The following is a 22281-nucleotide window of genomic DNA, read 5'->3' on the forward strand; positions in this document are numbered from 1 at the left end:
GCACCCATGACCACCTTTGCCGACGCCTCCACCGCGACCGGGATCGTCCCGGTGCGCGAGCCCGGGAAGCCCGTCGTCGTGCACACGCCGGAGTTCGGCTCGATGGCCGAGGCCGCCGCCTGGCTGAGCACGCACCGTGCCGCCATCCAGGCCGAGTTGCACCGGTCCGGCGCCGTCCTGCTGCGCGGCATGCCGGTGACCGACGCCGCCTCCTTCGCCACCGCCCGGGACGCCCTGATCCAGGAGCGGGCCGGGTACAAGGAGAAGGCCACCCCCCGCACCGACTTCGGCGAGGGCGTGTTCTCCTCCACCGACCTGCCGGCCGTCCAGCCGATCCGGCTGCACAACGAGAACAGCTACACCCTCGACTTCCCCGGCGTGCTGCTGTTCGGCTGCGTGACGGCCCCCGCGGAGGGCGGCGCGACCACGGTCGGCGACATGCGCGAGGCGCTGCGGCTGCTGCCGGCGGACCTGGCCGAGCGGTTCGCCCGGGCCGGCTGGCTGCTCGTGCGCAACTACTCGGAGCTGGCCGGGCTGCCCTGGTACAAGACGTTCGCCACCGAGGACAAGGCGGTCGCGGAGGCGTACTGCCGGGAGAACACGGTGGGTTACACGTGGCTGGACGACGACTCGATGCGCACCGAACAGCGCCGGTCGGCGATCGTCACGCACCCGGTGACCGGCGAGAAGGTGTGGTTCAACCACTTCGCGTTCTGGAACAGCCGGACCCTCGACGAGGACGTCCGCGAGGTGCTGCTCGACACCTACGGCGCGGACGGCCTTCCGTTCAACACCTATCTGGGCGACGGGACTTCGCTGACCGACGCCGAGGTCGACACCGTCAACGAGGTGTACGACCGGGTCACGGTCCGCGAGACCTGGCAGGTGGGCGACGTGATGCTCGTCGACAACATCCTGTGCGCGCACGGCCGCGAGGCCTACGCCGGGGACCGGAAGATCCTCGTCGCCATGGGCGAGCCGGTCGCGCTGGCCGACTGCCGTCCCGAGACCGCCCCTTCGACCACCCGCCACGGGGAGTGACCCACATGACCGCCGTCCTGCCCGAGCGCGCCACCGCCCCGACCGGCGCCCGCGTCACCGCCGTCCGCGTCACCGCCGCCGACGCCGCCCCCGCCGACCTGCTCGCCCGGCTCGCGCAGGTCCCCGGCGACCGGCCCGCCGTGGTGGCCGCCGACCGGTGCCTGAGCTTCGACGGGCTGCGCGGCGAGGCCGCCGCGATCGCCGCCCGCCTCGCCGCGCACGGTGTCGGCCCGGAGAGCGTGGTCGCACTGTGCCTGCCGCGCGGCGCGGACCTGGTGGCCGCGCTGCTCGGCACCCTGACCGCGGGTGCCGCGTACCTGCCGGTCGACCCGAAGCTGCCCGCCGAGCGCCGCCGCTACCTCGTCGAGGACTCCGGCGCCGACCTGGTGGTCACGGCCGGGGCCGGTGCGGAGCCGCTCGCCGCGGGCGTGCCGCACCTGCCGGTGGCCGCACTCACCGCGCCGGGCACGGAGCCGGCGGAGTTCCGTCCGGTGCCGGTGCCCGGGGACTCGCTCGCGTACGTGATCTACACCTCGGGCTCCACCGGCCGCCCCAAGGGCGTGGAGATCGGCCGGGACGCGGCCGCCCGGCTGCTCGCAGAGCTGGAGGGCGCCGGGATCGCCGTCACCGACGGCGGCCGGGTGGGCTGGAACGCCTCCCCGTCCTTCGACGCCTCGGTGCAGCAGTGGGTGCGCATCTGCCGCGGCGACACGATCGTGATGATCGACGAGGACACCCGGCAGGACCCGGCACTGCTGGCCGCGTTCGTCGACGAGCAGGCGCTCACGGACCTGGACATCACGCCCTCGCACGCCGATCCGCTGCTGGACCTGCTCACCGCGGACGGCGGCCCCCGCCCGCTGACCCTGCTGGTCGGCGGCGAGGCGGTCAGCCCGTCGCTGTGGGCGCGGATCGCGGAGCGCAGCGCGGCCGGTGTGCTGCGCGCGGTCAACGTGTACGGGCCCACCGAGTGCACGGTCGACTCGACGGCCGGGTGGATCGAGGGCCCGGGGCAGCCGCACATCGGGGCGGTCCTGCCGGGGCTGCGGATGCGGCTGCTGGACGAGAAGCTGCAGGAGGTCGGGCCCGGCGGCACCGGCGAGCTGTACCTCGCGGGTCCGCGGGTGGCGCGCGGCTACCGGCGGCGCGCCGGGCTGACGGCGGAGCGGTTCGTGCCGGACCTCGCCGGCGGGCGGGGCGGCCGGATGTACCGCACCGGCGACCTGTGCCGGCTGCTGGCGGACGGGCGGCTGGAGTACCTGGGCCGCGCCGACGGTCAGGTCAAGCTCCGCGGTCACCGGATCGAACTTCCGGAGATCGAGGCCGCGTTGGCGTGGATCGACGGGATCGCCGAGGCCGCCGTGACGGTACGGGAGGACCTGGGCGGCGCGCCCGGACTCGCCGCGTACTACCGCCCTGCCGCCGGTAAGCAGGTCGACGCGGGCCGGCTGCGGGAGCTGCTGGCGGCGGAGCTGCCCGGCTACATGGTGCCGGCGGCGTTCACCGCGGTGGACCGGTTCCCGACCACCCCGAACGGCAAGCTGGACCGGGCGGCGCTGCCCGCGCCCGCCCCGCTGCCGGCCGCCGCACCGGCCGGTCAGACCGGTGCCGGTGCCCTGACCGGTGCGGTGGAGCAGCTGATCGGCGGGGTGTGGGCCACCGTGCTCGGCGCCGAGCGGATCGGCCCCGAGGACAACTTCTTCAAGCTCGGCGGGCACTCGCTGCTCGCTATCAAGCTGGTGTCGCGGGTGCGGAACGAACTGTCCGTGGCCCTGCCCGTGAAGGCCGTCTACGCCCACCCGCGGCTGCGGGACCTCGCCGCGCACATCGAGGAACTGCTCGCCGCCCGGGACGCGTAGCCCGTCCCGCCCCTCCCCCTCCCGTCCCGCCCACCCTGAGGATGACCGTGATCCCCCTGTCCTTCGCCCAGCGCCGCCTGTGGTTCCTGAACCGGCTCGACGGCCCGTCCGCCACGTACAACGCGCCGGTCGTGCTGCGGCTGGACGGGGTCCCGGACCGGGACGCCCTGGAAGCCGCCCTCGGCGACCTGGCCGGGCGCCACGAGACGCTGCGTACGGTGTTCCCCGCCGGGCCCGATGCGGAGTCGTACCAGCAGGTGCTGGACGCGGCGGGCGTCACGCTCCGGGCCGTCGGCTGCACGACCGCCGAACTGGACGGCCTGGTCGCAGAGTTCGGGCAGGAGACGTTCGACATCGGGTGCGAGGTCCCGTTCCGGGCCCGGCTGTTCGTGCCGCGGGACGGCAGGGACGCGCCGGGCAGCGTGCTCGTGCTGCTGCTCCACCACGTGGCCACCGACGGCTGGTCGCTGGAGCCGCTGCTGCGGGACCTGGGCAAGGCGTACGCGGCCAGGCTCGGCGGGGCGGCGCCCGGCTGGGCGGAACTCCCGGTGCAGTACACCGACTACACGCTGTGGCAGCACGAGATGCTGGGCGACCCGGCCGACCCGGACAGCCTGGCCCGGGAGCAGCTGGACCACTGGCGCACGGCGCTGGAGGGACTGCCGCCGGTGCTCGCCCTGCCGGCGGACCGGCCGCGCCCGGCCGAGCCGACACACCGCGGCGGCACGGTGACGGCCCGGGTGGACGCGGGCGTGCACCGCGGCCTGCTGGCACTGACCCGGCAGCGGGAGGCCAGCCTGTTCATGGTGGTGCGGGCGGCGCTGGCGGCCGCGCTGTCGGCGGCGGGTGCGGGCGAGGACCTGGCGATCGGCACGCCGGTGGCGGGCCGGCCCGAGGAGGACCTGCACGAGCTGGTCGGGTTCTTCGTCAACTCCCTCGCGCTGCGCACGGACCTGTCCGGGGACCCGTCGGTCGGGGAGCTGGTGGCGCGGGTGCGGGCGGCGGACCTGGCGGCCTTCGCGCACGAGGACCTGCCCTTCGACCTGCTGGTGGAGCACCTCAACCCGGACCGGGCGCTGTCCCACCACCCCTTCTTCCAGGTGATGCTGACCATGGAGGCGGCGGGTGCGCCGGACGGGCCGCCGGTGCGGCTGGGCGGGATCTCCGGAGAGCTCACCACCACCGATCTGGCGGCGGCGAAGTTCGACCTCACGCTGTACTGCGCCGAGCGGCAGACCGGGGCGGGCGAGCCGGACGGGCTGGAGATCGGGCTGCAGTACGCGCTCGACCTGTTCGAGGAGGACACGGCGCAGCTGCTGCTCGACCTGTACGTGCGGGCGCTCGCCGGGTTCGCCGAGCGGCCGGGGGCGCGGCTGGGCGAGCTGGGGCTGGTGACGGCGGCGGAGCGGCGGGCGCTGGACGAGCGGTACGCGCGGCTGGCGGAGGCGGCGGCCGCCGCGGAGCCGGCTGCGGCCGCGGGCCCGGCTGCGGGGGCCGGGGCGCAGGGTGCGGCGCGCGGGCCGGGGTCGCCGCGCGAGGAGCTGGTGTGCGGGCTGTTCGCGGAGGTGCTGGGGCGCGACCGGGTGGGCCCGGACGAGGGCTTCTTCCGGATCGGCGGGCATTCGCTGCTGGCGGGCAAGCTGGTGAACCGGATCCGCGCGGTGCTGGGCGTGGAGGCCGGCATCCGCGACCTGTTCCTCGCGCCGACCCCGGCCGGGCTGTGCCGGCGGATCGGGGAGCGGGAGGGCGCGGCGCAGTCCCGTCCGGTGCCGGCGGCGGTGCCGTCCGGCGACCGGCCCGAGCGGCTGCCGCTGTCGTACGCGCAGCGCCGGCTGTGGCTGGTGGGGCAGCTGGAGGGGCCGAGCCGGTCGTACAACCTGCCGGTGGTGCTGCCGCTCGACGGGCGGCTGGACCCGGCGGTGCTGGCCGGGGCGCTGGCGGACGTGGCGGAACGGCACGAGGTGCTGCGGACGGTGTACCCGTCGGTCGCCGGGGAGCCGTACCAGGAGGTCCGGGACGGGGTCCGGCCGCGGCTGGACGTGGTGGCCGTCCCGGCGGCGGACGGGGTGGCGGCGGCCGTGGACGCGGCGGCCGGGTACGTCTTCGACCTGGCGGCGGAGGTGCCGTTCCGGGCGACGCTGGTGGAGTGCACGGCGGACGGGGCGCAGACGCTGGTGCTGCTGGTGCACCACATCGCCGGGGACGGCTGGTCCACCGGCTGCCTGCTCGCCGATCTCGGGCGGGCGTACGGGGCGCGGGCGGCCGGCGGGGCGCCGCAGTGGGAGGCGCTGCCGGTGCAGTACGGCGACTACACGCTGTGGCAGCACGCCCTGCTCGGGTCACCCGAGGACGGGTCCAGTCTGGCGGCACGTCAGATCGACTACTGGCGGACGGCGTTGGACGGTCTGCCGGCGGTGACGGCGCTGCCGGCGGACCGGCCGCGGCCGGCCGTACCCAGCCACCGGGGCGCCGTGGTGACGGCACGGCTCGGGGCGGCGGAGCACCGGGGTCTGCAGGAGCTGGCCCGGTCCCGGCGGGCGACGATGTTCATGACGGCGCGGACCGCACTGGCGGCCGCCCTGTCGGCGGCGGGCGCCGGCACGGACCTGGCGATCGGCACGCCGGTTGCGGGCCGGCCCGACCAGCAGCTGCACGATCTGGTGGGCTTCTTCGTCAACTCCCTGGTGCTGCGCACCGATCTGTCCGGGGACCCGGAGGTCGGCGAGCTCGTCGAGCGGGTCCGCGAGGCCGACCTCGGCGCGTACGCCCACGAGGACCTGCCGTTCGACCTGCTGGTGGAGCACCTCAACCCGGACCGCGCACTGTCCCACCACCCCTTCTTCCAGGTGATGTTCACGCTCCAGAGCGGCGCGGAGGCACCGGTGCGGCTGGGCGGGGCGCAGGCGGTCGCCACGTCGACCGATCTGCGGGCTGCCAAGTTCGACCTGATGGTGCACTGCGCCGAGCGGTTCACCGCGGACGGCGAGCCGGACGGGCTGGACCTCGGGATCCAGTACGCGGCCGACCTGTTCGACGAGGACACCGCGCGGCTGCTCCTCGACCTGTACGGCCGGGCGCTCGCGGCGTTCGCGGCCCGGCCCGGGGCCCGGCTCGGGGACCTCGCCCTGGTGGGTGCGGCGGAGCGGCAGGCGCTCGATGCACGGTACGAGCGCCTGGCCGCGCCGGATCCGGAGGCCGGGACGGGTCCCGGGGAGGGCGCGCCGGGTGCGGGCCGCAGTCCGCTCGCGGAGATCCTGTGCGGGCTGTTCGCGGAGGTGCTGGGCCGCCCGCAGGTCGGGGCGGACGACAACTTCTTCCGCACCGGCGGGCATTCGCTGCTCGCGAGCAAGCTCGTCAACCGGGTCCGGACGGTGCTGGGCGCCGAAGTGACCATCCGCGACCTGTTCCTCGCGCCGACGGCGGCGGGGCTGGCCTCGCGGATCGACGGGCAGGCGGACGGCGGGTCCGGGGCGGTCCGGCCGCCGCTGCGGGCGGTGCCGGCGGCCGGCCGGCCGGCACGGCTGCCGCTGTCGTACGCGCAGCGCCGGCTGTGGTTCGTGGAGCGGCTGGAGGGCCGCAGCGCCACGTACAACATCCCGGTGGTGCGGCGGCTGGACCGGCCGTTGGCCGCAGGGGCGTTCGCCGCTGCGCTGGCGGACGTCGCGGGGCGCCACGAGGTGCTGCGGACGGTCTACCCGTCGGTCGCCGGGGAGCCGTACCAGGAGGTCCGCGACGGGGTCCGGCCGGAGCTGGAGGTGCTGCGGGTCGCGGACGCGGCCGGACTGACGGCGGCCGTGGACCGGGCGGCCGGTCACGTCTTCGACCTGGCGGCGGAGATCCCGCTGCGGGCCGCGCTGATCGACTGCGCGGCGGACGGGACGCAGACGCTGGTGCTGCTCGTTCACCACATCGCCGGCGACGGCTGGTCCACCGACTGCCTGCTCGCCGACCTCGACACCGCCTACCGGGCGCGGCTGGAGGGCACGGCACCCCGGTGGCGGCCGCTGCCGGTCCAGTACGCCGACTACACGCTGTGGCAGCACGCGCTGCTCGGCGACCCCGAGGACCCGGAAGGCCTGCTGCACCGCCAGCTCGACTACTGGAAGCAGGCTTTGGAGGGGCTGCCGCCGGTGACGGCGCTGCCGTCGGACCGGCCCCGGCCGGCGGAGCCCAGCCACCGGGGTGCGCTGCTGCCGTTCGCGGTGGACCGGGGCACGCACGAGGCGCTGGTGCGCCTCGCGCACGAGAGCGGGACCACCCTGTTCATGGTGGTGCACGCCGCCCTCGCCGCGCTCCTCGGCCGGCACGGCGCGGGCCCGGACCTGGCGCTGGGCACCACGGTCGCGGGCCGCACCGACGACGCCCTGCACGGGCTGGCCGGCTTCTTCGTGAACACGCTCGTGCTGCGGACCGGCACGGGCGGCAACCCGCGCTTCACCGAGCTACTCGGCCGGGTCCGCGACGCCGACCTGGCGGCGTACGCCCACCAGGACGCGCCGTTCGACCGGCTGGTGGAGCACCTCAACCCGCGGCGCTCCTCGGCGCACCACCCGCTGGTGCAGGTGATGCTCCAGGTGCACACGGCTGCGGCCGCCGGGGGTGCGGCGACCGCACTGGCCGGCACCCAGCTGCCGGTGGGGGCGCACACCGCCAAGACGGACCTGACCTTCGCCCTGACCTCCGGCCGGGACGCGTCCGGGGCGCCCGACGAGCTGTCCGGGGTGCTGGAGTACGCGTGCGACCTGTTCGACCCGGCCACGGCTGCGCTCCTCGCGGAGCGGCTGGTGCGGATGCTGGAGGCGGTGGCGGCCGACCCCGGGCAGCGCATCGAGGACCTGCCGCTCGGTGGACCGGCCGTCGTGCTGCCCGGGTCCGGCACCCCCGGTCCGGTGCACGAGCGGGTCGCGGCCGTGGCCCGCCGCACCCCCGGCGCGATCGCCGTGACGCACGGCGGCACGGGACTGTCGTACGCGGCGCTGGACGCCTGGGCGGAACGGCTCACCGGCGTCCTCGCGAAGGCGGCGGTCCGGCCCGGGGACGTGGTGGCGGTGCGCGCCGAGCGCGGCGCGGGGCAGCTCGCGGCGGCTCTGGCCGTGCTCAAGTGCGGTGCGGCGGCGGCCCTGCTGGCGCCCGGGCAGGAGACGGCGGGAACCGGGTGCACGGTCCTGCTGGACGGCGATCCGGTGCGGCTGGCCGCGCCGGGTGCGCCGCTCGGGGACACGGCGGTGGTCACCGCCTCCGCCGCGGGGCCCGTCCGTACCGGGCACGGCACCCTGACCGCCGCGCCCCGGCTGGGCGGCCCGGTGGCCTTCGCGGCCGGTTCGGCGGCCTTCGCCCGCGAGGTGTGGGGTGCGCTCGCGGCCGGCGAAACCTGCACGCTGCTGCCCGTACGGCCGGTGGACGGGCCGCACACGGCGGGCGGACTGCTGCTGGACGCACGGCTGCGGCCGGTCCCGGCGGGCGTGCCCGGCGAGCTGTACCTGCGCGGAGTGTCCGCGGGCGACGGCTTCCCGCTCCGGCGCGGTGCGACGGCGGCGGCGTACGTACCGGATCCGTTCGGCGCGCCGGGCGGCCGGATGCTGCGCACCGGGGAGCGGGCGGTGCGCGGGACCGACGGCCGGCTGCGGCACCTCGGCACGGGCACGGTCTGCGGGTACCCGGTGGAGCCCGGCCGCGTCGAGGCGGCCCTGGCCGCGCACCCGTCGGTGACCGCCGCGGCCACCGCCGTACGCGGCGAACGGCTGCTGGCGTACGTCGTCCAGGGCGGTGCCGGGCCGGCCGACGAGGCGGCGCTCCAGGCGTGGGCGGCGGAGCGGCTGCCGGAGTACCTGGTGCCGGCGGCCGTCGTCACCCTCGCGGAGCTGCCGGTGGGGGCCGACGGGCGGACGGACCCGGGTGCGCTGCCCGAGCCGGGGACCGCCCGGGCTGCGGCCGCCGGGGCCGGGGCGCGGCCGTCCGGGCCGTGGGAGGAGCGGGTGAGCCGGCTGTTCACCGAGCTGCTGGACGGGCGGGCGGTGGACCGGGACGACAACTTCTTCCGGGTGGGCGGGCATTCGCTGCTCGCGGTGCAGCTGGTCAACCGGGTGCGGGCCGAACTGGGCCGCGAGATCACCCTCCGGGAGGTGTTCCGCTTCCCGACGGTGACCACCCTGGCGGCCCGCCTCGCCCAGGCGGCGGACGACCGGGCCCCGGCGGCCCCCGCCGGGCCGGCGCTGCGCCGGCGCACCCAGGGCGGGGTGCGGCGCGGCTGACGCCGTCCCGTGCGGTGCGCGGCCCGGGGGGAGTTGGTGAAACCCCGGGCCGCTTCCGTTCCCGCCGTGGCAAGGTTCGAGGTGGAGGGCTCCGGATCACGGTGGCGGGCACCGCGGCCGGGCGGAGCGGGCACGGGCGGGAAGGAGCGGGACGCATGACGGACGCGCGTGCGGTGGGGCTGGACCTGGCCGATGCGATCACCCTGCTGCGGGACCAGGTGGCCGAGGCGCAGCGGCGGCTGGCCGCGGACGGCGACCGGGGCGTCCGCTTCGGGCTGGGCGAGATCACCGTGGAACTCGGCATGGAGCTGACGAGCACCCGCGGCCTGGACGGCGGGCTGCGCTTCAGCGTGGTCCAGCTCGGCGGCAGGCGGGAGGACGCGGACCGGGCCACCCACACGGTCACGGTGCGGCTGGAGCCGCGGGCCGCCACCGGGGACGGGTCCTTGGACGTGAACGACATGATGGCCGAGGACGAGTAGTCGCGTGGAGCTGGAGCGCCGGGCCCAGGTCCGGATCCACCGTCAGGACGGCAGCGGTACCGCGTTCGGGTCCGGCTACCTCGTCACGCCCCGGCTGGTCCTGACGGCGGCCCACGTGGTCGCCGGTCAGGGCCGCATCACGGTCTGCCTCCCGGACCACGGTCCGCAGCGCCACCCGGCGGAGGTCCGCTGGCGCCGCCACGACCACGCGTGCGACGCCGCGCTGCTGGAACTCGACGGCGCCCTGCCCTGGCTGCCGGTGACGGACGCCGGTCCGCCGCCCGCTCAGCCGCCCGCTGCGGTCCGTCCGGCGCCCGGTGATCCGGTGGGCACGCCCGTGGCGGGACTCGCCTGGGGTCCGGCGGCCCCGCCGGCCGACGCCCCGCCGGCCGACGCCCCGCCGGGCCCTGCCGCGGCGGTGCCGCTGCCGCGCGCCGGGTCGGCGCCGCGCCCGGTGCTGCCGCAGCGCTGGGGGGCGCTGGCCGGGGTGGCCGCGCACCCCGTGACCGCGCTCGGGTTCCCCCGCATGCAAGGGGACGGCACGCAGCGGTACGACGAGCAGGTCGAGGCGTGCATCTCGCCCGGTACGGGGGCGCTGGCGGGGCGGTACGAGCTGGTGGGCCGCGGGGCCGCGGCCGGCGGCCAGGACCTGCCGGCGGGGGTGACGCGGTGGTCGGGGATGTCGGGTGCACCGGTGTTCTCGGGCGAGCTGCTGTGCGGGCTGGTCCGGCGGGACCGGCAGACGGACGGCGGGGTGCGGCTGACCGTGACCCCGGCGGCCGTCCTGGTCGCCGATGCGGGCTTCCGCGCGGTGGTGGCCGGACACACCGGAGCGGAACCGCTCGCCGAGCCCGCCGAGGCCGCCCACCTGCTGTCTCCCGCCGGCCCCGAACGCGACCTCCGCTCCCCCGCGATGCTGCTGCGCGCCGAGGCCGAGGCGGTCCCGTTCCGGGGCCGCGAGGAGGAGCTCCGCCTGCTGGCCGGCTGGTGCGCGGCCCCGGAGCCGTTCTCGGTGCGGGTGCTGACCGGGCCCGGCGGGCAGGGCAAGTCCCGGCTGGCGCGGCAGCTCGCCGAGGGACTGCGCGGTGCCGGCTGGCTGACCGGGCACCTCCGGTCCAACCTGACCGACGGCACCGGTGGCAGCCCGGACCTGGGCGCTCTGGCGACCCGGCACTGGCTGCTGCTGGTCGTCGACTACGCCGAGACCCGCCCGCACCTGGTGCGCCGGGTCGTCGAGCAGCTGCGCACCACCCGCAGCCGGGTCCGGCTGCTGCTGCTGGCCCGTTCCGACGGGGAGTGGCGCACCGACGTGCTCGGGGCCTCGGACCCGTGCCGGACCCTGCTGCGCACCGCCGAGGTGCAGCCGCTCCTCGCGCCCGGCCCGTCCGACGACCGGCCCGACGCCTTCCGGCAGGCTGCGACGGGCCTGGCCGGGCTGCTGGAGCAACTGCCCGCGGTGGCCGGCCGCGCCGCCGGCGGCTGGCCCGCCCTGGCCGCGGCCCTGCCGCCGCCCGACGACCTGGCGGACGAGCGTTACGCCTCGCCGCTGACGCTCCAGATGACCGCTCTGGCGGGCCTCCTCCAGCACGGTCCGGCCCCGGTGCGGACGGCATCGGGCGAGCCCGTCGAGGCCGCCGTCGTCGATCACGAGGCGCACTACTGGGAGGAGACGGCGGCCACCCCGGCCTTCCGCCTCGGCGGTCTGCGGACCACGTCGCTGCGGCGGGCGGTGGCCGTGGCCGCGGTGTGCGGGGCCGTCGACCGGGCCGAGGCCGAAGCGGTCGTGCGTGCGGTGCCGGGCCTGCCGGCCGACCGCGTCGCCGACGTCGCGGAGTGGCTGCGGGCCCTGTACGTGCCGGAGGAGGGCCGCCACTGGGGATCCCTGCAACCGGACCGGGTGGCGGAGTTCCACGTCACCCGGACCCTCTGCGGCACGGGCGTCCTGCCGGACCTCCTCCGCACCGCGACCGTCGAGCAGCAGGTCCGGCTGTACACGGTGCTCACCCGGGCGGCCGCGGCACACCACCTGGCGGGCCGGGTCGGCGAAGGCGCCGGGGTCGTGGCGGAACTGTCGGCCGCCCTGAAGGAGGGGCTGGTCGCGTCACAGACGCTCGCCCGGGTGCTGTGGACCATTCCGGCGCAGCCGGGCTCCCCCGCCCTCGCCGGACTGGGCCTGGAGGTCGCCGCCCGCGTCGTCGAGATCTGCCGGCGGCAGGCGGCCGCGCACCCCGGCCTGCCGGACACCGGTACCGATCTGGGAATGGCCCTCGCCTCGCTCGGCAGCCGGCTGCACGCGACGGGCCGGTACGACGAGGCCTGCCACAGCGGCGCCGAAGGCCTGGAACTGTTCCGTCGCACGGCCCTCGCACCGCCCGTGCGGGCCCGGCTGCTCGCCTCCGCGCTGTTCGCTCAGGCCCACCACATGAAACAGGCGGGCCGACCGGCAGACGCCCTCCCGCTGCTGGAGGAGGCCGTCTCCTTCCAACGCCTACTGTCTGCGGAAGGGGCGGACGATGATCAACGCAGCCTTGCCGAGTTCCTGGGCTTCCTCGCCCTGGTGCTCAGGGAGGTCGACGGCCGGGCGGAGGACGAACTCGCCGCGCTGGAGCAGAGGGCACGGATCCTCCGCACGCTCGCCGCGTCGGGCGGACGAGCCGACCTGGAGGCCGCCGCAACCGCACTCTCGTACCGGGGCATGCGCATGGAGCGGCTCGGCGCGGGCCGCGCGGACGCACTCGCCGTCCTGGAGGAGGCGGCCGCACTGTACGGGGTCATGGGGTCTTCGATGGACACACGGCAGCGCACGGAACAGGCGCACGTGCTGGCCGTGATGGCCAGGCTCCACCTCACGATGGCCGTGTCCCCCGAGAAGACGGCGCTGGCCCACTTGGACGCCGTGGAGGCCATCCGTGCCCTGCCCCCTGCGGAACAGCAGGCGATGGCATCGATCCGGGAGTCCCTCATGCCGGTGATCGAGACCCTCGCCCGGCTCGGCGGGGACGGCCCCGGGCCCGCGCTCGGGGCTGCCGCCGCCCCGGAGCGGTAGTCCCCGGCGGCAGATTCCCCCCGGATTCTGCCGCTGCCGACTGCCCGCCGGGCGGCGGCGGCGGGCCTAGCGTGACGGGGACGGAGGCGAGCGGTACGGACGGACCGGCGGCCCCCGCAGTCCCGCGTCCCGCGCCCCCGCCTGGAGGATTCACGATGCCCGCAGCCGAGCCAGAGTTCCTCGACGGCGGTCCGGCCGTGCAGCCCGCCCCGCACGTCCTGGACCGGATCGACGCCCAGGTGGCGGCCGGGCCGGACCGGCTCGCTCTCGTGCACGGCGCCGAGCGCATGACGTACGGGGAGCTGGCGGCGGCCGTCGCCGGTCGGGCCGCCGAACTGGCCGCCGAGGGCGCCGGACCGGGCCGCCTCGTGGCCGTCCACCGGCCGCGCGGCATCGCGGCGATCGTCGGCCTGCTCGCCGTGCTCCGCACCGGCGCCGCCTACCTGCCGCTGGACATCCAGGCCCCCGACGCCCGCAACGCGGCCATCCTCGCCGACAGTTGCGGGGCCGCAGCACCCGAGCCGGCCGAGGTCGCGGCCTGCGGCGAACTCGTGCTCGGCGGCCCCGGTGCGCCCGGCACCGCCGCGTACGTCATCTACACGTCCGGCTCCACCGGCACCCCGAACGGCGTGGTCGTCGGCCACGGCTCGCTCGCCCACTTCATCGCCGGCGCCACTCCCACCTACGGGATCGGCGCCGGGGACCGGGTCCTCCAGTTCAGCCCGCTGCACTTCGACGCGAGCGTGCAGGAGGTCTTCGTGACGCTCGGCGCGGGCGGCGTGCTCGTGCTGCGGACCGACGACATGCTCGACGTGCAGGATCTCCTCGCCGGCTGCGCCGCGCACGGCGTGACGGTGCTCGACCTGCCCGCCGCGTACTGGCACGAGCTGGTGTACGCCCTGGCCGCCGGCCTGGTGGAGCTGCCCGACTGCCTCCGTACGGTGATCATCTACGGGGAGGCCGCGCTGCCGGAGCGGGTGGCGCAGTGGTGCACGGCGGTCGGCGGCCGGATCCGGCTGCTCAACGCGTACGGGCCGACCGAGACCACGGTGGTCTCGACGGTCGCGGACCTGTCCGGTTACAAGGGCGGCCCGGTGCCCATCGGCCGCCCGCTTCCCGGGGTCCGCTGCACCCGTGTCGACGGAGAACTCTGGCTGCTGGGAGGCGGCCTGACGCTCGGATACCTCGGACGGGACGAGCTGAACGCCCGCCGCTTCACGGCCTTCGGCGGCGAACGCGCCTACCGCACCGGCGACGTGGTCGCCTTCCGCGCGGACGGGCAGATCGACTACCACGGCCGGCTGGACGACGAGGTGAAGATCGGCGGCCAGCGCATCGACCCCGCCTCGGTGGAGTCCGTCCTGTCCGGGCACGCCGGTGTGCGGGAGGCGGCCGTCGTCGCCCAGCAGGCCGAGGACGGCGTGAAGCGGCTGGTGGCCTTCGCGGTCGTCGAGCCGGGCGTCGGCGCCGAGGAACTGCGGGACTGCGTACGGGAGAAGATGCCCGCGGCGGCGGTGCCCGCGGTGGTCGCGCTGGTGGCGGCGCTGCCGAGGACCAGCTCCGGGAAGATCAACCGGAAGGTCCTGCGGACCACCGACCCGCAGCCGGCACCGCAGCCGGCACCCGAGACCGCCCCGCAGCCCGGGCCGGACCTCCTCGACGAGGCGGACCGCGTCCCGCTGTCCTTCGCGCAGCGCCGGCTGTGGCTGCTGAACCGCCTGGAGGGACCGTCGGCCACCTACAACATGCCGGTGGTCGTGGAGCTCGACGGGCTGCCCGACCCGGCGGCGCTGGCCGCCGCCCTCGGCGACCTCGCCGAGCGGCACGAGGTGCTGCGGACGGTGTTCCCGGCCGCCGACGGCGAGCCGTACCAGCACGTGCTGGAGGCGGCCGGCATCCCGTTCGCCGTGGAACGCTGCACCGCGCCGGAGCTGCCGGCCAAGGTCACCGCGTGCACCACCGAGCCCTTCGACTTCACCCGCGAACAGCCGGTCCGGGTACGGCTGTTCGACACCGGCGACGGACGGTCCACGCTCGCCGTCCTGCTGCACCACATCGCGGGCGACGGCTGGTCCATCGCCCCGCTGCTGCGCGACCTCGGCACGGCCTACCGGGCCCGGCTGGCCGGCACCGCCCCCGGCTGGGAGCCGCTGCCCGTCCAGTACGCCGACTACACGCTGTGGCAGAACGAGAGCCTGGGGAGCGCCGCCGACCCCGCGTCGCAGCTCTCCCGGCAGCTCGCCCACTGGTCCGGGGCGCTGGCCGGGCTGCCCGCCGAGACCCCGCTGCCGCTGGACCGGCCCCGGCCGGCCGAGCCCTCGCACCGCGGGGCGACGCTCATCGCCCGGATCGACCCGGACGTCCAGGACCGCCTCGCGCAGACGGCCGCGGAGCGCGGCGCGAGCATGCTGATGGTGCTCCAGTCGGCGCTCGCCCTCACCCTGGCGGCGACCGGCGCGGGGACGGACGTGCCGCTGGGCACCCCGGTCGCCGGCCGCTCCGACGAAGCCCTCGACGACCTGGTCGGCTTCTTCGTGAACACCCTGGTGCTGCGCACCGACCTGGCCGGCGACCCGGCGTTCGGGGAACTTCTGGAGCGGGTGCGGGATGCGGACCTGGCGGCGTACGCGCACCAGGAGCTGCCGTTCGACCTGCTGGTCGAGCACCTCAACCCGGAGCGGGCGCTGGCCCGGCACCCGCTGTTCCAGGTGATGCTGACCGTCCAGACCGGCGGCGCCGGAGCCGGACCCGACGCCGAACTCGGTCCGCTGACAGGCACGTTCGTATCCGCTGGGCTGGAGGTCGCGAAGTTCGACCTGATGGCCTCGTGCGTGGACCACCGGGATGCGGCCGGCGCCGCGGCCGGTCTGGAAGTGTGGCTCCAGTACGCCACCGACCTCTTCGACGAGGGGACGGCCCGGCTGCTGCTGGACGTGTTCCAGCGGGTGCTGCGGGCGGCCGCGGCCGACCCCGCGGTGCGGCCGAGCGCCCTGGCACTGCTGTCCGCGGACGAGGAGCTGGCGCTCGCCGGCCGCCGGACGGCGGTCGCCGCGCTGGCCGCCGAGCAGGCGGCGCGGGCCGCACGGGCCGCTGCGCCCTCAGGCCCCCCGGCCCCGCACCAGGAGGCGTTCCAGGAGCTGTTCGCCGAGGTGCTGGGCATCGAACGGGTCGGCCCCGACGAGGACTTCTTCTCCATCGGCGGCCACTCGATGTCGGGTGTGCGGCTGGCGAACCGGATCCGCGCCCTGCTCGGCGTGGAGGTCCGCATCCGCGACCTGTTCCTCGCGCCGACCCCGGCCCTGCTGGCCCGGCGGATCGCCGGAGCGGGCCCGGACCCGGCGGTGCCGGAGGAGTCCGCCCCGGCGCGGACCCCGCTGGTGCCGGCCGCCCGCCCGGAGCGGCTGCCGCTGTCGTACGCCCAGCGCCGCCTGTGGTTCGTCAACGAGCTGGACGGTCCGAGCGCCTCGTACAACATCCCCGTCGTGCTGCGGCCCGGCCGGCCGCTGGAGCCGGCGGCCCTCGCCGACGCGCTGGCCGACGTCGCCGCCCGCCACGAGGTGCTGCGTACGGTGTACCGGGCGGTCGAGGGCGAGCCGTACCAGGAGGTGCTGACCGGGGCGCGGCCCGCGCTGGAGGTGCTGGACGTGCCGGCCGGCGGGCTGGACGGGGCGCTGGCGGCTGCCACCGGGTACGTGTTCGACCTGGCGGGTGAAGTCCCGTTGCGGGCCTGGCTGGTGACGCCCGACGACGGCAGCGGTCAGGTGCTGGTGCTGCTGCTGCACCACATCGCGGGCGACGGCTGGTCGACCGGCCCGCTGCTGGCCGACCTGTCGGCCGCGTACGGGGCGCGGGCCGCCGGGCGGGCGCCGGGCTGGGAGGCGCTGCCGGTGCAGTACGCCGACTACACGCTGTGGCAGCTCGATGCGCTGGGCGGCGACCGGGCGGCGGCCGCCCTCGCCTTCTGGGAGGGGGCGCTGGCGGACGCACCGCCGGTGCTGGAGCTGCCGGCGGCCCGGACCCGGCCGGCGGAAGCCTCGCACCGGGGCGCTCAGGTGCCGGTGTCCGTGGACGCCGCCACCCACGCGGCGCTGGCCGGGCTGGCCCGGGAGACCGGGACCACGATGTTCATGGTGGTGCAGGCGGCGCTGGCGGCGACCCTGACCCGGCACGGCGCGGGCACCGACCTGCCGCTGGGCACGATGACGGCGGGCCGCGAGGACGACGCGCTGGCCTCTCTGGTCGGATTCTTCGTGAACACGCTGGTGCTGCGCACGGACACCGCGGGCGATCCGACGTTCCGCGAACTGCTGGGCCGCGTGAGGGATTCCGACCTGGCGGCGTACGCGCACCAGGAGCTGCCCTTCGACCGGCTGGTGGAGCACCTGAACCCGCGCCGGTCCGCCGCCCACCATCCGCTGGTGCAGGTGGTGGTGCAGCTCCACCAGGACTACACGGCCGGGGTCGCCGGCTCGGAGCTGGCGGGCACGCCGGTGCCGGTGGACTGCGGGTGGACGAAGTTCGACATGACGCTGGCGCTGTGGGAGGCGCAGGACGCGGCAGGTGCTCCGGGCGGGCTGTCCGGCAGCCTGGAGTACGCGACCGACCTGTACGACGCGGGCACGGCTGAGCTGCTGGCCCGGCACGTGGCGGCCACCCTGGAGGCGGTGGCGGCCGACCCGGGGCTGCGCATCGGCTCGGTCGGGCTGCTGACCGCCGCGGAGGAGCAGCGGCTGCTGACGGCGTACAACGACACCGCCCACGACCCGGCCGCGGACGGCCCGTTCGCGCCGGGCCCGGTGCACGAACTGCTGGCGGCGCAGGCCCGCCGCACCCCGGACGCGCCGGCGGTGACCTTCGGCGCGCAGACCCTGACGTACGCCGAACTCGATGCCCGTTCGGATGTGTTGGCGCACCGGCTGGTGGCGGCCGGGGTGACCCGGGACGCTGCGGTCGGCGTGCTGCTGGAGCGCGGACCGCTGCTGGTCGTGTCGGCGCTGGCGGCGCTCAAGTGCGGCGCGGCGTACGTGCCGCTGGACCCGCGGCTGCCGGCGGCCCGGATCCGGATGATGCTGGCCGACTCCGGGGCTGCCGCGCTGGTCACGGACGGGGCCCTGGCGGTCTCCGAAGTGGCTTCGGCGGTGCGGGAGTCGGGACTGCCCGTGCTCGCGGCGGACGCGCAGGCCCCGGCGGACGTCCCGGCCGGCCCGCCCGGGGTCGCGGTGGACGGGCGGGCGCTGATGTACGTGATGTTCACGTCCGGCTCGACGGGCCGCCCCAAGGGTGTCGGCGTCACCCACCTCAACGTGGCCGAGCTGGCCGCGGACCGTGAGTGGAACGTCGCCAACCACCGCCGGATGCTGGTCCATTCGGCGATCGGCTTCGACGCCTCCACGTACGAGCTGTGGGTGCCGCTGCTGCACGGCGGCGAGCTGGTGATCGCCCCCGGTGACGGCGCCGACCTGGCCGAGCTGGACCGCACGATCCGCGAACACGGCGTCACTGCCGCCTACTTCACGATGGGCCTGTTCCACGTGATGGCCGACGAGGGCCTCGACACGCTGCGGCTGCTGGCAGAGGTGTGGACGGGTGGCGACACGGCCGCCCCGAGCGCCCTGCGCCGGGTGCTGGAGCACTGCCCGGACACCGCGCTGGTGCACTCGTACGGGCCGACGGAGACCACGTTCGCCTCGCACAACCAGCGTTTCCCGGCCGGCCCCCGGGAGCTGCCCGGGGTGTACCTCGGGCGGCCGATGGACAACACCCGCAGCTACGTGCTGGACGGGCGGCTGCGGCCGGTGCCCCCGGGCGTGCCGGGTGAGCTGTACATCGCGGGCTCGCACGTGGCCCGTGGGTACGTGGGCCGGCCGGCGCTGACCGCCGAGCGGTTCGTCGCCGACCCGTTCGGCGCGGGCGGCGGCCGGATGTACCGCACCGGCGACCGGGTGGTGTGGACGCCGGAGGGCGAGCTTCGCTTCCTGGGGCGGGCGGACGGGCAGGTCAAGCTGCGCGGCTTCCGCATCGAGCCGGGCGAGGCCGAGGAAGCCCTGTCCCGCCATCCGGCCGTCGGACAGGCGGTGGTGACCGTCCGTGAGGACCGGCCGGGCGACAAGCAGCTCGTCGGGTACGTCGTCCCGCGGGCCGGCGGCACGGTCACCGCGGCCGAGGTGCTGGCTGCCACGGCCGCCGAACTCCCCGCCCATCTGGTGCCGTCGGCGGTGGTGGTGCTCGACGCGATCCCGCTGACCGTCAACGGGAAGCCCGACCGCCGGGCGCTGCCCGCGCCCGCGCACCGGCCGGTGGCCGAGGGGCGGCGGCCCCGCAATGCCCGCGAGGAGGTCCTGTGCGGCCTGTTCGCCGAGATCCTCGGCGTGCCGGAGGTCGGCATCGACGACAACTTCTTCACCCTGGGCGGGCATTCGCTGCTCGGTGTCCGGCTGGTCAGCCGGATGCGCACCGTGCTGGGCGTGGAGCGCGGGGTCCGCGACCTGTTCCGCACCCCGACGGTCGCCGGGCTGCTGCGGGCCCACGAGGAGGAGGGCGGCGACGGCGGCGCCATGGGCGTGCTGCTGCCGCTGACCACGCGGGGCCGGGAGCGCCCGCTGTTCTGCATCCACCCGGGCACCGGCGTCGGCTGGTCGTACGCGGGCCTGGCCCGGCACCTGGGCGAGGAGCAGCCGCTGTACGCCCTCCAGGCCCGGGCGCTGAGCGAGCCCGGCCATGCGCCGCGGAGCGTCGAGGAGATGGCCGCGGAGTACGTGGAGCGGATCCGGCTGGTCCAGCCGTGGGGGCCCTACCGGCTGCTCGGCTGGTCGTTCGGCGGCACGGTGGCGCACGCCATGGCGGTCCGGCTGGCCGAGCTGGGCGAGCGGGTCGAGCTGCTGGGCCTCATGGACGTCCACCAGACCGGGCCCGGCAGCCGGCTGCACGCGCAGGCGGCGGCACGGCCGGCGGGTCCGGACGGCCCGGACCCGGACGGCCCGGACCCGGACGGCCCGGGAGCGCGGGCGGCGGCGATCGAGGCCATGCGGCGGGAGGACCCGGTGCTCGCCGGGTTCACGGACGCCGAGCTGCGGGCGGTGGCGCGGGCGTCGCGGACGCACGCCGAGCTGATGAGCCGCTACGAGCCGCGGCCGGTGGACACGGACGCCGTGTTCTTCACCGCGCGGCGCCCCGGCGAGCCGGCGGGCGAGCTGGCCGGCACCTGGCGGCCGTTCGTCACGGGCGCGCTGGAAAACCACGCGGTGGACGCAGGCCATCTCGAAATGACCGCACCGGAGCCGTTGAAGCACATAGGGGAAATCCTGGCGGCGAAACTCGGCACGTCATCGATTTCGCACGCGCACTGATCGCAAAATTCACCCGAAACACGCAGTCGAACCATCCCACCCATCCTTCGATGAATTCCTGGAGCCAGTCATGACGAACCCGTTCGACGACACCGAGGGCACCTTCCACGTCGTGGTCAACGACGAGGGGCAGCACGCGCTGTGGCCGACGTTCGCCACCGTTCCCGCAGGCTGGAACATTGTGCTCGGCGAGAGCAACCGCGCCGACGCGCTCACGTACATCGAGGAGAACTGGACCGACATCCGGCCCAAGAGCCTCCTCGCACAGTACGCTTAAAACCTGCCGGAAATCCGGCACCGAGGGTCGTGCCCCGCAGCATCATGCGGGGCACGACCCTTTTCCGTAACGGGCTCTGCAAGGGACCGGCACTTCCCTCTTTCTGCCGCCGGAACTTCCGCTCGGGAACCCCGGGCGGCCCTATTTTTGAGCCATGAAGATTCTGCTGACCGGCACCGCATCCGATTCCCACACATGGAATCTGGTCTATCTGCAGCTCTTTCTCGAAGAGCTGGAGCACCGGGTCGTCAACCTCGGCCCGTGCGTGCCGGACGACCTGCTGGCCGCCGCCTGCCGCCGGCACGGACCCGGCCTGGTGGTCATCAGCAGTGTCAACGGCCACGGCTACCGCGACGGCCTGTCGGCGGTCCGCCGGCTGCGCGGCGAGCCCGGCCTCGGCGCGGTCCCGGTCGTCATCGGCGGCAAGCTCGGCGTGGCCGGCGCGCAGGACCCCGAGCGGGCCGCGCTGCTGCGGGCGGCGGGCTGCGACGCCGTGTTCGACGACGGTGACGTGACGGCGCTGCGCGACTTCGTGACGGCCCTGGAGGCGCTGGACGTCTTCGACGCCCTGCCCGACCGGGCGACGGCATGACGGGCACCGTGCTCGCGCCGGCGGCCGGCCGCCCGGCCGCCCGGTTCCGGCCCGCCGCCGCACCCGGCACCGGTGCGGGTGCCGCTCCGGTCCCCTCGTTCGGGGCCTTCGTCGCCGCCGCCGCGGCCTCCGGCCGGCTGGTCGTACAGCCGCGGATGGGGTTCTGCGACCCGGCGCTGATGCGGACCGGGCTGGAGCGCACCAAGGCGGCCGCGGCGACCACCGTGGGCACCCTGACCATCGACAGCTACACCCGGGTCGGCGACGAGGCCGCGGCCCGCGCCTCGCTCGCCGAGGGCGTGCCGCTCAACGGCTACCCGATCGCCACCCACCCGGCGGCCCGGACCCGGCGGCTCCTCGACGGGCTGCTGGACGACACGTTCCCGGTCCAGGTCCGGCACGGCTCCTCCCGGCCCGAGTCGATCATCCGGTCGCTCGCCGCGGCGGGGCTGGACGCCACCGAGGGCGGCCCGGTGTCGTACTGCCTGCCGTACGGGCGCACCCCGCTGCGCGAGTCGGTGGACAACTGGGCGCGCGGCTGCGAGCTGCTGGCGGCCCTGGTGCCGGCGCCGCGGGTGCCGCACCTGGAGAGCTTCGGCGGCTGCATGCTGGGCCAGCTCTGCCCGCCGGGGCTGCTGGTGGCGATCAGCCTGCTGGAGGGGCTGTTCTTCGCCCAGCACGGCATCCGCAGCGTCTCGCTGAGCTACGCGCAGCAGACCGACCCGGCCCAGGACGAGGAGGCCGTACGCGCGCTGCGCCGGCTGGCCGCCGAGTTCCTGCCGCCCGAGGTGGACCGGCACGTGGTGCTGTACACGTACATGGGCGTCTATCCGCGCACCGAGCACGGCGCGGCCTCGCTGCTGGAGGCCTCCGCGCGGCTGGCCGTACGGGCCGGGGCGCACCGGCTGATCGTGAAGACGGCCGCCGAGGCGCACCGGATCCCGACCGTCGACGAGAACGTGCGGGCGCTCGAAACGGCCGCTTCCATCGCCGTACTGACGGAGCGTCACGGAATGCCGGACGCGGACACGGCGGACAGCGAGGTGTACGCGGAGGCCCGGGCCTTCGTGGAGGCGGTGCTCGACCTCGGTGCGGACGTCGGGCGGGCGCTGCGGACGGCCTTCGCCCGCGGCTACCTCGACGTGCCGTTCTGCCTGCACCCCGACAACGCGGGCCGGTCCCGCAGCTTCGTCGACCGCGGCGGCCGGCTGCGCTGGTCGGACGCCGGTGCGATGCCGGTGGCGCCGTCACTGGTGGCGGGCGGCCGCGCGGCCCTGACCTCGGACGGCCTGCTCGCGGCGGTGCACGGCCTCGCCGCCCGCTACGACACGGCGGCCGAGCCGGCCCTCACGGGCTGACCCGCCTTCTTCCCCTCTTCTTCTTCGGC

At 76.1% G+C, this 22281-nt stretch carries 9 protein-coding genes; all 9 read left to right on the forward strand.

Annotated elements, in window-relative coordinates:
* Nucleotides 1-6 precede the first annotated feature (6 nt).
* The gene (locus LG634_RS01545) at nucleotides 7-1041 is read left to right on the forward strand and encodes a TauD/TfdA family dioxygenase (RefSeq protein ID WP_226731716.1); all 1035 of its coding nucleotides are present in this window, start codon (nucleotides 7-9) and stop codon (nucleotides 1039-1041) included.
* Nucleotides 1042-1046: 5 nt separating this feature from the next.
* Nucleotides 1047-2900 carry a non-ribosomal peptide synthetase gene (locus tag LG634_RS01550; protein ID WP_226731717.1) on the forward strand — a complete coding sequence of 618 codons (1854 nt, stop codon included), beginning with the start codon at nucleotides 1047-1049 and terminating at the stop codon, nucleotides 2898-2900.
* Nucleotides 2901-2947: 47 nt separating this feature from the next.
* Nucleotides 2948-9151 (forward strand): condensation domain-containing protein, encoded by a 6204-nt coding sequence (locus tag LG634_RS01555; protein WP_443728999.1) that lies wholly within the window; start codon nucleotides 2948-2950, stop codon nucleotides 9149-9151.
* A 155-nt stretch (nucleotides 9152-9306) separates the two neighbouring features.
* A complete protein-coding gene (locus LG634_RS01560) occupies nucleotides 9307-9633 on the forward strand; it encodes a trypco2 family protein (protein ID WP_226731719.1) in 327 nt (108 codons plus the stop codon).
* A gap of 4 nt (nucleotides 9634-9637) precedes the next feature.
* Nucleotides 9638-12679, forward strand: a complete 3042-nt coding sequence (locus LG634_RS01565; protein WP_226731720.1) for a trypsin-like peptidase domain-containing protein — start codon at nucleotides 9638-9640, stop codon at nucleotides 12677-12679.
* Nucleotides 12680-12834: 155 nt separating this feature from the next.
* Entirely contained in the window at nucleotides 12835-20025 is a 7191-nt protein-coding gene (locus LG634_RS01570; protein WP_226731721.1) for a non-ribosomal peptide synthetase, read from the forward strand.
* A 70-nt stretch (nucleotides 20026-20095) separates the two neighbouring features.
* Nucleotides 20096-20302, forward strand: coding sequence for an MbtH family protein (locus LG634_RS01575; protein ID WP_226731722.1), 207 nt, complete (start codon nucleotides 20096-20098; stop codon nucleotides 20300-20302).
* A 154-nt stretch (nucleotides 20303-20456) separates the two neighbouring features.
* Nucleotides 20457-20894, forward strand: a complete 438-nt coding sequence (locus LG634_RS01580) for a cobalamin B12-binding domain-containing protein (protein WP_226731723.1) — start codon at nucleotides 20457-20459, stop codon at nucleotides 20892-20894.
* A complete protein-coding gene (locus tag LG634_RS01585) occupies nucleotides 20891-22252 on the forward strand; it encodes a methylaspartate mutase (protein ID WP_226731724.1) in 1362 nt (453 codons plus the stop codon). The genes LG634_RS01580 and LG634_RS01585 overlap by 4 nt, the downstream gene beginning before the upstream one ends.
* Nucleotides 22253-22281 lie beyond the last annotated feature (29 nt).

The organism is Streptomyces bambusae, from assembly GCF_020532645.1.
Lineage (GTDB): Bacteria > Actinomycetota > Actinomycetes > Streptomycetales > Streptomycetaceae > Streptomyces > Streptomyces bambusae.

Coding starts and splice junctions, on each gene's coding strand:
- LG634_RS01570 (WP_226731721.1), top strand. CDS start 12,835: ATGCCCGCAGCCGAGCCAGAGTTCCTCGACGGCGGTCCGGCCGTGCAG.
- LG634_RS01545 (WP_226731716.1), top strand. CDS start 7: ATGACCACCTTTGCCGACGCCTCCACCGCGACCGGGATCGTCCCGGTG.
- LG634_RS01575 (WP_226731722.1), top strand. CDS start 20,096: ATGACGAACCCGTTCGACGACACCGAGGGCACCTTCCACGTCGTGGTC.
- LG634_RS01560 (WP_226731719.1), top strand. CDS start 9,307: ATGACGGACGCGCGTGCGGTGGGGCTGGACCTGGCCGATGCGATCACC.
- LG634_RS01580 (WP_226731723.1), top strand. CDS start 20,457: ATGAAGATTCTGCTGACCGGCACCGCATCCGATTCCCACACATGGAAT.
- LG634_RS01585 (WP_226731724.1), top strand. CDS start 20,891: ATGACGGGCACCGTGCTCGCGCCGGCGGCCGGCCGCCCGGCCGCCCGG.
- LG634_RS01550 (WP_226731717.1), top strand. CDS start 1,047: ATGACCGCCGTCCTGCCCGAGCGCGCCACCGCCCCGACCGGCGCCCGC.